Below are 11,968 nucleotides of genomic sequence, written 5' to 3' on the forward strand. Positions count from 1 at the left end.
AAATACCGAATCCTTAGCACAGGGAAGGCAAACAATTGATCCCTGATATGATCAGAATTAAAACTAAAACTCACTGTCATCCTCTTATGAATTTGTTAACAAAAATCCTATCTCCAAAAACTGCCCCTCGTAAGCGTCATCGTGGTATTGAGATTAAAAATTCTCAAGAAGTTGAATTAATGCGAGAGTCAGGGCGTATTGTTGCAACTGTTTTAAAGGAAATTTCTGAAATTGTTGAACCTGGAATGACCACTGCTGATTTAGATGATTATGCAGAAAAACGGATTCGAGAAATGGGTGCGACTCCTAGTTTTAAGGGCTATCATGGTTTCCCTGGATCAATTTGTATCTGCGTGAATAATGAAGTGGTGCATGGGATTCCTAGTGGGAAAAAGGTGATTCGCAAGGGAGATTTATTGAAAGTCGATACCGGGGCGTATAAAGCAGGATTTCATGGAGATTCCTGTATTACGATCGCGGTGGGAAAGATTAAACCGAAAGCCCAAGAATTAATGACAGTGGCCGAAAATGCCCTTTATCAAGGGATTAATCAAGTAAAAGCGGGAACTCAGTTATTAGAAATTGCTGGGGCGATTGAAGATTATGTGACCAGTCAAGGATATAGTGTAGTAGAAGGCTTTACTGGGCATGGGGTAGGACGCAATTTACATGAAGCCCCTGCGGTGTTTAATGTTCGTACTAATCAACTCCCCAATGTGAAATTAAAGGCGGGAATGGTACTAGCGATTGAACCGATTGTTAATGCGGGATCAAAGTTTACTCGGACGTTGCGCGATCGCTGGACTGTGGTTACAGTTGACAAGTCCTTATCAGCCCAATTTGAGCATACTGTATTAGTTACGACAGATGGCTATGAGATTTTAACCGATCGCGATTCTATTTAACTCAAGGATAATGATTGCAACCAGAGACAACTTTCGCCAATTAACCATTTTGTAATTGATTCATTTATTTAGAATGAAAGTAAGAAAAATAACCTGTCATTAACCCTTATGAGTCGCCCGATCGCGCCACTACAGGTAAAATGGGAAAAACTCCCCGCAGACTACATTCTCCCCGATGATCCTGTGGATAATATTGCTCAACCTGCCCTTGCTGCCGCCCTTACTGAGAGTCTTGATCTCGCTGGCTATCTCGGGGAAACTACCTTTACTTGCACCAATTATGGCATCTGTGCGGTGGTTGATGGCAAAATTGTCGTAAAAGCCCCTGATTGGGCTTACGTGGCGCAAACTTGGGTGTCTCCTGAAGCAATTGCAAGAAGCTACACCCCAAAGCTAGAAGGTGAGATTCCAACGATTGTGATGGAATTTCTCTCAGAAGCCGAGGGAACAGAATACTCCATTAAGCCCACTTATCCCCCCGGAAAATGGTTTTTCTACGAACAAATTTTACAAGTTCCTTATTACGCAATTTTTGATATTGCAACAGGGAATTTAGAAGTGTATCAGTTAAACTCTTCTCAGATGTATGATCTCCAACCGCCGAACGAAAAAGGACGTTATTGGATTACAGGATTAAACTTGTATTTAGGCGTATGGGAGGGAACACACCGCAATCGTCAAGGCTACTGGTTACGTTGGTGGAATGAACAGGAAGAGTTATTATTATGGGGGACTGAATTAGTCCAAAGAGAGCGCGATCGCGCTAAAACCCTCAAAGCTCAGTTACGCTCTTTAGGGGTTGAACCAGAAGACAATTAATTCCACTAATGTTTGTCCTTCGTCCTTTGTCCTTCGTTGTTTGTAAACCAATGACTGTTGTTAGTCCTTCGTCCTTTGTCCTTCGTTGTTTGTAAACCAATGACTGTTGTTAGTCCTTCGTCCTTTGTCCTTCGTTGTTTGTAAACCAATGACTGTTGTTAGTCCTTCGTCCTTTGTCCTTCGTTGTTTGTAAACCAATGACTGTTGTTAGTCCTTCGTCCTTTGTCCTTCGTTGTTTGTAAACCAATGACTGTTGTTAGTCCTTCGTCCTTTGTCCTTTGTTGTTTGTAAACCAATGACTGTTGTTAGTCCTTCGTCCTTTGTCCTTTGTTGTTTGTAAACCAATGACTGTCCTTTGTCCTTTGTCCTTTGTTGTTTGTAAACCAATGACTGTTGTTAGTCCTTCGTCCTTTGTCCTTTGTTGTTTGTAAACCAATGACTGTTGTTAGTCCTTCGTCCTTTGTCCTTTGTTGTTTGTAAACCAATGACTAATGACCAATGACCAATGACCAATGACTAATGACTAATGACTAATGACTAATGACTAACTAATGACCAATTATAATTCCCTGACGCGCAGGTAAAGTCAAATTCAGTCCATCATTTTCCCACCCATAGTTGGCTTCTCCCTGTAATAAACGGGAAGGTTGACTATGTAATTTTTCCTTAGAGACTTTAACCATGGCTTCTTCTGTGCCAGAATTAATGGCAATAATCAGTTCTGAGGCGGCTAAACGACGGGAAAAGACATACACTAATCCTTCTGCATAGAGAATGTTATACTCTCCTGTTCGTAAAGCTGGATAACTGTGGCGCAATTGAATTAAATTCTGATGCCATTGTAATAACTCCTGATCCCACTCCTCTTGTGGGGGAAAAGTGCGACGAGAGTCGGGATCTAATCCACCGGGTAAACCCACTTCATCCCCATAATAAATACAGGGTGCACCTGGGAAAGTGAGTAATAATAAAGTAGCCAGTTTAACACTAGCGCGATCGCGCTGGGCAATACTTAACAATCGAGCTGTATCATGGCTTGCAAGGAGATTAAGTTGGGTTAAGGTGATCTCCCACGGATAGAGGGCGAGTAACTCCTCTATATGTGAACCATATTCCGTTGCATTTAACGCTGGATAAGGCTTATAATCAGGCTGTTCTACTAACTCCCTATCAACGCGATCGCGCGCTGTAAAAGCAATCGTGGGGCCAGTAAACACATAATTCATTACCCCATCAAACTGTTGACCATCTAACCAGCGTCGGGCATCTCCCCAAATTTCCCCAACAATATAAGCCTCAGGATTAACCTTCTTCACTCGTTCCCGAAATTCCTCCCAAAACCCCGGCACATCAATCTCAAAGGGAACATCTAATCGCCAACCATCAATTCCCTGCTGTAACCAATATTCCCCTACACGCATAATGTATTCACGCACATCAGGATTTTCATGATTAAACTGAGGGAGCGCGCGATTATCCACCCAACTCGCATAATTCGCAGGTAAATCGCCATTATAAGCTGACACTGGCCAATCATAAATCTTAAACCAATCCACCCACGGGGAATAGGGGCCATTTTCTAAAATGTCATTAAAGAAGAAAAACCCCCGACTAGCATGATTAAACACCCCATCTAAAACCAGTTTCATATTCCGTTGATGCACCGCTTTCAACAACGCCTGAAACGCCTCATTTCCCCCTAACATCGGATCAACGCGATAATAATCATGAGTGTGATAACGATGATTACAAGCAGACTGAAAAATCGGGGTTAAGTAAAGTGCCGTTATCCCTAATTCCTGCAAATAATCTAACTTTTCAATGACTCCCCACAAGTTTCCCCCTTTATATCCTTGTAGCGTTGGCGGATCATACCAGGGTTCAAACTCTACCTGTTGAAATTGATAGTCTGCATTTTTTGGGAAATCTGCTTTGGCAAATCGATCTGGGAAAATTTGGTAAAATACCGCATTTTTCACCCAGTTAGGGGTTTGAATGGACATAAAATCGTTTTCTTTCCAGCTCCTCCCTATTGTACTGGTTTCTAACTTTACTTTTCTGTTACAAAGTATTTAGCGTATCTTGGCAAAACCCATGACTTTATCTCAACTCTCAATAGAAACAAAAACTTGGACTTGGCACGGTTATCCTATTACTTATCAAACCTGTGGCGAAAATGGAACTCCTATTGTCTGCGTTCACGGCTTTGGTGCATCATCTGGGCATTGGCGCAAAAATTTACCCACTCTCGGACAGTCTTTTCAATGTTATGCTATTGACTTAATTGGCTTTGGTGGTTCAGCCAAACCCAAGCCAGGTAACGAAATTAACTATACCTTTGAAACTTGGGGACAGCAAATTGTTGATTTTTGTCAAGAAGTTGTGGGAAGTCCCGTTGTTCTAGTGGCAAATTCTATCGGCTGTGTCGCCGCGATGCAAGCCGCAGTTATACAACCTGACATTAGTTTAGGAGTCATTAATCTCAATATTTCCCTGAGACTATTACATGAACGAAAGCGCGACACACTACCTTTGCACCGTCGTTTGGGCGCACCCCTGTTCCAAAAGATATTAAGTTATCCTCCCCTTTGTCGTTTATTTTTTCAGCAGCTAGCAAAACCAAAAACCGTTCGTAAAGTCTTATTACAAGCCTATAATCATCCTGAAGCGGTTACTGATGAATTAGTAGAAATTTTAATTACCCCTGCTAAAGATGAAGGAGCGCCTGATGTTTTTGCGGCTTTTATTGGCTATTCTCAAGGGCCACTCCCAGAAGACTTATTACCTCAATTAAGTTGTCCAGTGCTTATTTTATGGGGAACAAAAGACCCTTGGGAAGATATTGAACTTGGGAAGAAATTAGGGGAATTTGAAACAGTCGAAAAGTTTATTCCCCTGTCTGATTTAGGTCACTGTCCGCAAGATGAAGCACCCGAAGTTGTTAACCCCATTATCGAGCAATGGATCAATGAACATGAGTTTATTCATTAGTCATCAAGAAGTGAGGGAGGACTTTTGGCTAGCTTGATTTTCCGCGATATCAACAAAGTTTATGCTCGAATTTGACTGGGATGAGAGAAAACGGTTTATCAACAAGGAAAAACATGGGATTGACTTCTATTTTGCCTGTAGGGTGTTTTGGGGGGAAACACTTCAGAAGAAGGTATGGAAAAATGGTGAAGAGAGAAAAATTGCGATTGGTAAGATAGGAGATGATGTTATAGTTGTCGTTTTTGTAGAGCGAGAAAATACCATCAGACTAATTAGTGCTAGACCAGCAAGCCAAGATGAACGTAAATTCTACCAACAACGTTACCCGCGTAACCGCAAAAGAGATTTGGGAAACTGAAGACACTACAGATTTAGAACGAGTCAGATCAATGACCGATGAAGAAATTAAAGAAGCAATCGCTGACGATCCTGATACGTTTGAAACGGATGAGGAATTTTGGGAAGATGCTGTTTCTTGTCCTCCCCTAACGTTTGTCGATTGACATTTTCAGCAAGCCCTAAATTACAGTGATTGCAAGGTTTGATGTTTTTTCAAAGCCATGCGAATGGCGGCATGAACTTCTTTATGCTTAAAGGGCTTAAGAATATAACCATAGCAACCACTATCTTCCGCTCTTTCTAAGGTTTTATCGTCGCCATAAGCAGTTAAATAAATGACTGGAATATTGAAGTCTTGATGGAGTTTGGTTGCCGTTTCAATGCCATCCATGTCCCCCTCAATGGCAATATCCATTAACACTAAGTCTGGAGACGTTTCCTCAATTTGTTCTAGGGCTTCGTTTCCTGAAGAAGCAATTCCAACTACTTCATAATCTAGATTTTCTAATTTCCTAGCTAATCCTTTGGCGATGATAAATTCGTCTTCAACAATAAAAATTTTAGCCGTTGCCATGATTTACTATCCTAATAACGTTTGCGATACTTTCGTTCTGAGAATGTCAAGATAAATGTTGTTCCATTATCTTGTTTTATCTCTAAATTTCCTTTAATTTGTTGGGTTAAGGTAGAAATTAACTCCATTCCTAAAGAATCTAACTTAGTAATATCTAATTCCTCGGGAATCCCCACACCATTATCTTTAACTATTAGTGTAACTTCTTTTTCACTATCTTGAGACAGATAAAGCCAAATTTTTCCCTTTCGGTTATCAGGAAAGGCGTGCTTAAAGGCATTAGAGATCAATTCATTGACTATTAAACCACAGGGATTTGCGGTTTCGATATTAAGAAATATTAAATCAACCTCTGTTTCTAGAGAAATACGACTCTCTGTAATATTATAAGACTCAAATAGATTTTCTAGTAAGGCTTCTAAGTATTCGCCAAAGTCTATTTTATTAAGTCCAGTTGAGCGATAAAGTTTCTCATGGATTAATGCCATAGATTGGACTCGGTTTTGACTGTCTTCTAAAATAGAAAGCACTTGGGGATTATCTGTATAATCACTTTGAAACTCTAACAAATTGGATACCACTAAAAGATTATTTTTAACGCGATGATGAATTTCTTTTAAGAGCATTTCCTTTTCTTGTAAAGAGTTTTCTAATTCTGTTTCATAACGCTTTCTCTCCGTAATATCACGATACATCCAAAGATGTCCTTGATGAAAGTTATCAACAATAACAGGAATATAATCTCGCTCTAGAGTTTTATGATTTTGCAAAACCCATTCTTCGTTAGTAACTAAACTATTGGCTTCTAAAATCTCTTGATTACGTTGCTCAAAGTTTGATTGATCCTGAAATAACTCTCCATAGTATTCTTCAAATTCATAATTACTTTTACCAACGAGTTCATTCGGGGTGACGGAAATATCAAAAAGATCGCAAAAAGGTTGGTTAACCAAAAGAACATTTAAATTTCTATCTTGTAACACGACTCCAACTTGTAAATTTTTGATGAGCGTAATTAAGCGAGAAGTTGTGGCGTGTAACTGTTGTTCAACTTGCTTACGTTCAGTAATATCAATTCCCACAGAAACAGCAGCCTTCCCTTGATTATATTTTTGAGCAACTAAAAGATGATACCGAGGAACGCCATTGACATAATTTTTAATGGTGGTTTTACTCAAGATTTGCTGAGAGTCTTGGAAAAAGCTTTCAATAAATCCTCCAAATTCTTGACGATGATTAATAAAGCCAATATCTTTGCCAATAAATTCTTCAGGCTGCATTTTAAGGGCTTTTGCTAAACGTTGATTAACCCCTAAATATTTCAAATCAGAATCAATCCAAGAAATAAAGCCTGGCACCGCATCAATGACAGCTTGCAGTTGTTCGTTGGCTTTTTCTAGCTGTTGGGTACGTTTCTTGACTTTTTCTTCTAGTTTTTGATTAAATTGTTTTAATTCGGCTTCTGCTTGTTGAGATTTTTCGTAAAGTTGGGCTTGCTGAAGCGCGATCGCGATTTGAGCGGCTAATCGGTCTAAGAGTTCAATTTCTAATTCACTCCAATAACGAGGCTGACGCTGTTCATAGGCATAAATCACCCCCCAAAACTGTTCCCCTTGTTCTAGCGGCACAATAATTTTTGCAATGTCTTCTGAGGAGGTATCTTGAATTTTTTTCGGATTCTTTTCAAAATCACTAAATTGCTTGTCTAATTCTTTTGTGATATCACCCTGCTTAGATTGGGAATCAGAACTCGCAATAGCACGCAGTTCCCATTGTTGTGGAGAAACACGATGGTAAATAAAGACTTGTTCAACATTTAAGAAGGCTTTTACCTGTTGAGCAGTTGTCTTAAGAATTTCTTTAATATCTAAGGACTGGCGAATTTCTGCTACCATTTCCTCTAACAAGCGGTTACCTTGGGCTTGCTGTGACAGTTGCTCAGTATATTGCTTAACTTCTCCTTGCAAGTCTGCCTTTTGCTGTTTTAAGTTCTCCCGTTGTTTTTGTTCAAGGTGACTAATTTTTTCCCTTAGCGAATTAACTAAGGCAAGGGTGTTAACATCCATAATTCACGTTTTTCATCCCATCCATAACTTTATTTTAAAGAAAAATGTGATTTATATCGCAAAAAGACCAAGTTTTAATAACTTCTCTAAATTTTTGCAAAGCAGGAAGCAAAGCGTCAGTAAATCTCCTTGACTCCTTAATTTCATCCCCAAGATTGACTCCAAGCAAATGTGTTAAAGTTAATATAAGTACATAAAAGGATCGGAATTAAAAGCTAATCCCTAGTCTTATTGGCTAAAATAGTTAATAGAAACGGTTAGCTATATCCGTTTACAATGCCAGCAAGGAAATCCTAACTTGGGTATTCTTGTAGGCAAGTTGAAGTGAGGTCTCAGAGGAGCCATCTGTTCAATGGAATATATCGAAGAAGCACTAGAAAAATTAAAAAACTGGGCTCGCAGGCTGATTGAGCTTCTGGGTGGGCCAGAAATGGAGCCAGAATCAGAGCCAATCCCTGTTCCAGTTGAAGAACGTGTTTCCCGTTATTATCGCTAAAAACGCGTTTAACATCAGTGTCACAATTACGAATTTTGGTGTTACACGGTCCTAACCTAAACCTCTTAGGTGTTCGTGAACCCTCTATTTACGGGGCTTTAACTTTGGAGCAAATTAATGCAGCTCTGGAAACTCATGCTGCAGGGCTGCATAGCACTATTCAATGTCAGCAATTTAACTCAGAAGGGGCAATTGTTGAAGCCATCCACAATGCTCTTGATGAAAAGGATGGTATTTTAATCAATGCTGGGGCTTATACCCATACTAGCGTTGCTATTCGAGATGCTCTCTCAGGAGTAAAGTTGCCGATTGTAGAGGTGCATCTTAGTAATATTTATCAAAGAGAAGCCTTCCGCCATTATTCTTATATTGCGCCCATTGCGGTGGGACAAATTAGTGGGTTTGGGATAGATAGTTATTTATTGGGCTTAGAGGCTTTAGTCCGCCATCTTCAGCGAGAAGGGGGATAGTTAATGCGTCATCTCCTCTTGTCTCGTTGGCAGGGAAGTATTTTTGCAGCTTGTTTAGGGCTAGATTGCTCTTTAGTGTGGCAGCAAGGAATTGAAAGTCTAGCTACAAAAGAAGATTGGCAACTATCTTTTACGGAAGAAACCGCAGGGGAAATACTTTTAATTAGTTTACCGAGATTACTGTTTTTTTGTGATCAGCCAGAGGAAACAATTACAAAACCTCATCACTTAGCAGAGAGTCAGCTTGCTATAAATAGCTATGTCAGGGCAATGGCACTAATTTTAAGGGAAAAGCTAGTGGCAGAAAGGCTGTTTCAGGATTTAAAAGCCACTTTTGGACAAGATTATGATCATGAAAGTTTACAAACGCTACAGATTAGTTTAGAAGAGGGAAAATCGTTACAGGAAGTCAAAGAGCAACTGCCCTTAAGTTGTTGGGAAATTTGGTTAGCTTTATACTGTTTTGTAACCAGTGCAGAAGACGTTGTTTTAACGATTAATCGTGCTGAGCAATTTGGTGGTGCAGAAGTAGTAGCTTTAGCAGGTGCTTTGTCGGGAGCGCATAATGGTGTGAGTGGGATTCCGATTCCTTGGCGTTGTCGCTATAGGGAACAACTTAAACATTGGAAAACTAAATTAGAAGCCATGTTTATTACTTGGAGTGGCAGTTATCAATTTGCTAGGATGGGTCAACCTATGGATATCAATCATTTAAACGCGATCGCGCTTCCAGAGGTCATTCAACCTCGTTATTAGTTATCTTAAAAATTTAATCATTTAAAATTAATGCTGATTCCGAATTTGGAAAGGAATTTTAAGCGATGAAATATGCTTCCCGTATGATCCAACTATTAACTCGTCATCGTAGAAATTGGCTTTCCTTGACTCGGTTTATCAAGAGATGGGGTGGGCTTTTTTCTGGTTCTGGCTTAGTTTTTTTACTGGCTGTATCAACACTCACAGGAGTAGTGGGGAATAGTCTCTATAATCAGCCTCAGTTAGGAATGGGAGCGCGATCGCCGCAAACCATTGTCGCCCCCTCAGATTTAACGATTAAAAATGAACGAGAAACAGAGATCAAACGGGAACAAATGCGTGAGCAACAAACTCCTGTTCTCAAAATTGACCAAGAGAAAAATAATCAAATTCTCAAAGCCTTAGACACTCAATTAGCAGAATTATCCACTTTACGACAACAAGCTGGGGCGGACTTATTTATTGGAACTAATCGCATTTCAGAGGTTGTCCAAGTTTATCTTCGCACTTGTTCCCCGCGGGAGTGGAGTGAAATTTTAGGAAGTTTAGACGAACCTGTCGAAAATCCTAATTCCCTATTAAAAAATGCCCAAAATCAGCTTTACCGACTTTCACAAATTCTATCACCAAGAGAGTTTTCTGATGTAATTACCACCATTCAAGAGGTGCGCGAGCAATATAGAAATACCTTAACAAACACTCGTGAACCTCACGATTGGGAAACCAATCAATTGAGTAAAGCTCAAAAAATGGTTTTATTACAGCTATCTCCTTCAGGGTGGGAAAATACAAAAAGTGGGATTAAAAGAACGGCTCGACAAATGCTAGCACAAGGAATTAGTGCCGGGATTCCCACGTCGGTTTTAGATAATGCAATTAGTGTACAACTAGAAGGAAAAGTCCCTGCAGTAAGTGGTTTTCTAGCAATAGAACTGCTTCAAGATCTCTTAGAACCCAATTTAATTGAAGATCATGTTCAAACGGAACGTCAAGCCGAACAAGCCGCTTCTGAAGTTACCCCTGTGATGTTAAGCATCGAAGAAGGAGAAACCATTGTTCGAGAAGGAGAAACCATTAGTTATGAACAGTTTTTATTATTAGATGCGTTTGAACTGAGTCAACGAAGCATTAACTGGTTAGGATTAATTGGTTGTGTTATTTTAGTTAGCTTTGCGATTGCGATCTTTTGGTTGGTGAAGCGACAAGTCAGACGAGATTTGCGACTGCGAGATCAACTTTTATTAACGTTTCTGAGTATAATTAGTCCTTTACTGTTAATGTTAGGAGTGCCTTATTCTGCATTACCCGCCGTAGCCTTATTAGTGAGTAGTTTTTATGGCCCAACTTTAGCCTTAACTCAAGTGAGTCTCCTTACAGGCTTACAAGTCTATATGCTAGTCAGCGCAGAGGAAACGTTGATTCCTTGGGAAGCATTAATGACAGGGGCAATTGGAGGATTATTAGCCGCTACGATTGCAGGAAAACTGCGATCGCGCGAAGAATTAGCCCTTTTAGGCGGCGGAATTGGCTTAGTTCAAGGGGCAGTTTATTTATTTCTGAGTTTTGCTACCAATGGTACTGGGGAAATTTATCTAGCAGAAGGAATTTTCCATGGGTTATCAGGGTTAGGAGGAAGTATTATTGCCTTTGGGTTATCTCCTTACTTGGAACGCTTATTTGATCTGGTCACTCCCATTCGCTTAGCAGAATTAGCCAACCCCAATCGCCCCATGTTACAACGGTTAGCCATTGAAACCCCTGGCACCTTTCAACATACCTTATTTGTGTCTTCGTTAGCCGAGGCAGCGGCGCGAGAATTAAATTGTAATGTGGAATTGGTACGGGCGGGAACGCTTTATCATGATATTGGGAAAATGCACGATCCCTTGGGATTTATCGAGAACCAAATGGGGTGCAAAAATAAGCATGATGAGATTAATGATCCCTATGAAAGTGCCAAAATTATTAAAAAGCACGTCACTCAAGGATTGGTGATGGCGCGTCGGATTGGATTACCGAAAGTAATTCAGGATTTTATTCCTGAACATCAGGGAACATTACTGATTTCCTATTTTTATTTTCAAGCCAAACAACAGGGAAATGGAGATGTATCTGAGGCGGATTTTCGCTATGATGGGCCTACGCCTCAATCACGGGAAACAGGCATTGTGATGTTAGCAGATGGCTGTGAAGCGGCGCTGCGATCGCTGAATGATGTATCGGAAGAACAAGCCCTCGCTATGGTAAATAAAATTATTCGGGCCCGTTGGCAAGATCAACAGTTAAAAGATGCTAATTTAACCAAGACAGAATTGAAACAAGTGGCACAAGTATTTGTGCGAGTTTGGCAACAAAGTAATCATAAACGCATTGCTTATCCTAAAGCGGCGTTAGATGCCAAATACTCGTCTTCTTTGAAAAAAAAGGAATGTTAAGACAAACCAATTGGAGAACGCTTGTCTGAGTCGATCCTACAGCTAATTCAGCCTCTTCTGCCTAAATGCGAGAAGATTCCCTTGTACACTCTTATCTAGATATATAGTCGTTCCAAT

12 protein-coding genes are annotated in these 11,968 nt (G+C 40.1%); 9 read left to right on the forward strand and 3 right to left on the reverse strand.

What is annotated here, in order from left to right:
• Nucleotides 1–86: 86 nt before the first annotated feature.
• On the forward strand, nt 87–905 hold the full coding sequence (gene map, locus FRE64_RS14505) for a type I methionyl aminopeptidase (RefSeq protein WP_146296881.1): 819 nt from the start codon (nt 87–89) through the stop codon (nt 903–905).
• 108 nt (nt 906–1,013) lie between these two features.
• Nucleotides 1,014–1,724: a Uma2 family endonuclease gene (locus FRE64_RS14510; RefSeq protein WP_146296882.1), complete on the forward strand. Its 711-nt coding sequence runs from the start codon at nt 1,014–1,016 to the stop codon at nt 1,722–1,724.
• Between the two features lie 548 nt (nt 1,725–2,272).
• On the opposite strand, the gene FRE64_RS14515 is transcribed toward FRE64_RS14510, so the two are convergent.
• The gene (locus FRE64_RS14515; RefSeq protein ID WP_146296883.1) at nt 2,273–3,727 is read right to left on the reverse strand and encodes a glycoside hydrolase family 13 protein; all 1,455 of its coding nucleotides are present in this window, start codon (nt 3,725–3,727) and stop codon (nt 2,273–2,275) included.
• A 91-nt stretch (nt 3,728–3,818) separates the two neighbouring features.
• Between FRE64_RS14515 and FRE64_RS14520 the strand changes: the two genes are divergently transcribed.
• The 3 genes from FRE64_RS14520 (at nt 3,819) to FRE64_RS14530 (ending at nt 5,218) form a co-directional block, all read left to right on the forward strand.
• The gene (locus FRE64_RS14520) at nt 3,819–4,715 is read left to right on the forward strand and encodes an alpha/beta fold hydrolase (RefSeq protein WP_146296884.1); all 897 of its coding nucleotides are present in this window, start codon (nt 3,819–3,821) and stop codon (nt 4,713–4,715) included.
• Nucleotides 4,716–4,776: 61 nt separating this feature from the next.
• Nucleotides 4,777–5,073, forward strand: coding sequence for a BrnT family toxin (locus FRE64_RS18345; RefSeq protein ID WP_146296885.1), 297 nt, complete (start codon nt 4,777–4,779; stop codon nt 5,071–5,073).
• Nucleotides 5,012–5,218 (forward strand): hypothetical protein, encoded by a 207-nt coding sequence (locus tag FRE64_RS14530; protein WP_146296886.1) that lies wholly within the window; start codon nt 5,012–5,014, stop codon nt 5,216–5,218. The genes FRE64_RS18345 and FRE64_RS14530 overlap by 62 nt, the downstream gene beginning before the upstream one ends.
• Before the next feature lie 20 nt (nt 5,219–5,238).
• On the opposite strand, the gene FRE64_RS14535 is transcribed toward FRE64_RS14530, so the two are convergent.
• Complete coding sequence (locus FRE64_RS14535) at nt 5,239–5,628, reverse strand: response regulator (RefSeq protein ID WP_146296887.1); 390 nt, start codon at nt 5,626–5,628, stop codon at nt 5,239–5,241.
• Nucleotides 5,629–5,639: 11 nt separating this feature from the next.
• The gene (locus FRE64_RS14540) at nt 5,640–7,694 is read right to left on the reverse strand and encodes a histidine kinase dimerization/phosphoacceptor domain -containing protein (RefSeq protein ID WP_146296888.1); all 2,055 of its coding nucleotides are present in this window, start codon (nt 7,692–7,694) and stop codon (nt 5,640–5,642) included.
• Nucleotides 7,695–8,046: 352 nt separating this feature from the next.
• Between FRE64_RS14540 and FRE64_RS17580 the strand changes: the two genes are divergently transcribed.
• The 4 genes from FRE64_RS17580 to FRE64_RS14555 all read left to right on the forward strand — a co-directional run bounded on the left by FRE64_RS17580 (nt 8,047) and on the right by FRE64_RS14555 (nt 11,851).
• Nucleotides 8,047–8,190 (forward strand): hypothetical protein, encoded by a 144-nt coding sequence (locus FRE64_RS17580; RefSeq protein ID WP_186708859.1) that lies wholly within the window; start codon nt 8,047–8,049, stop codon nt 8,188–8,190.
• 17 nt (nt 8,191–8,207) lie between these two features.
• Nucleotides 8,208–8,660 (forward strand): type II 3-dehydroquinate dehydratase, encoded by a 453-nt coding sequence (gene aroQ, locus FRE64_RS14545; RefSeq protein ID WP_146296889.1) that lies wholly within the window; start codon nt 8,208–8,210, stop codon nt 8,658–8,660.
• 3 nt (nt 8,661–8,663) lie between these two features.
• A complete protein-coding gene (locus tag FRE64_RS14550; RefSeq protein ID WP_146296890.1) occupies nt 8,664–9,416 on the forward strand; it encodes an ADP-ribosylglycohydrolase family protein in 753 nt (250 codons plus the stop codon).
• Nucleotides 9,417–9,481: 65 nt separating this feature from the next.
• The gene (locus tag FRE64_RS14555) at nt 9,482–11,851 is read left to right on the forward strand and encodes an HD family phosphohydrolase (RefSeq protein WP_146296891.1); all 2,370 of its coding nucleotides are present in this window, start codon (nt 9,482–9,484) and stop codon (nt 11,849–11,851) included.
• Nucleotides 11,852–11,968: the final 117 nt, after the last annotated feature.

Source organism: Euhalothece natronophila Z-M001 (genome assembly GCF_007904085.1).
GTDB lineage: Bacteria > Cyanobacteriota > Cyanobacteriia > Cyanobacteriales > Rubidibacteraceae > Halothece > Halothece natronophila.

Excerpts from the sequence above, each read along its gene's own strand:
- map (WP_146296881.1), top strand. The coding sequence starts at position 87 with ATGAATTTGTTAACAAAAATCCTATCTCCAAAAACTGCCCCTCGTAAG.
- FRE64_RS14510 (WP_146296882.1), top strand. The coding sequence starts at position 1,014 with ATGAGTCGCCCGATCGCGCCACTACAGGTAAAATGGGAAAAACTCCCC.
- FRE64_RS14515 (WP_146296883.1), bottom strand. The coding sequence starts at position 3,727 with ATGTCCATTCAAACCCCTAACTGGGTGAAAAATGCGGTATTTTACCAA.
- FRE64_RS14520 (WP_146296884.1), top strand. The coding sequence starts at position 3,819 with ATGACTTTATCTCAACTCTCAATAGAAACAAAAACTTGGACTTGGCAC.
- FRE64_RS18345 (WP_146296885.1), top strand. The coding sequence starts at position 4,777 with ATGCTCGAATTTGACTGGGATGAGAGAAAACGGTTTATCAACAAGGAA.
- FRE64_RS14530 (WP_146296886.1), top strand. The coding sequence starts at position 5,012 with ATGAACGTAAATTCTACCAACAACGTTACCCGCGTAACCGCAAAAGAG.
- FRE64_RS14535 (WP_146296887.1), bottom strand. The coding sequence starts at position 5,628 with ATGGCAACGGCTAAAATTTTTATTGTTGAAGACGAATTTATCATCGCC.
- FRE64_RS14540 (WP_146296888.1), bottom strand. The coding sequence starts at position 7,694 with ATGGATGTTAACACCCTTGCCTTAGTTAATTCGCTAAGGGAAAAAATT.
- FRE64_RS17580 (WP_186708859.1), top strand. The coding sequence starts at position 8,047 with ATGGAATATATCGAAGAAGCACTAGAAAAATTAAAAAACTGGGCTCGC.
- FRE64_RS14550 (WP_146296890.1), top strand. The coding sequence starts at position 8,664 with ATGCGTCATCTCCTCTTGTCTCGTTGGCAGGGAAGTATTTTTGCAGCT.
- FRE64_RS14555 (WP_146296891.1), top strand. The coding sequence starts at position 9,482 with ATGAAATATGCTTCCCGTATGATCCAACTATTAACTCGTCATCGTAGA.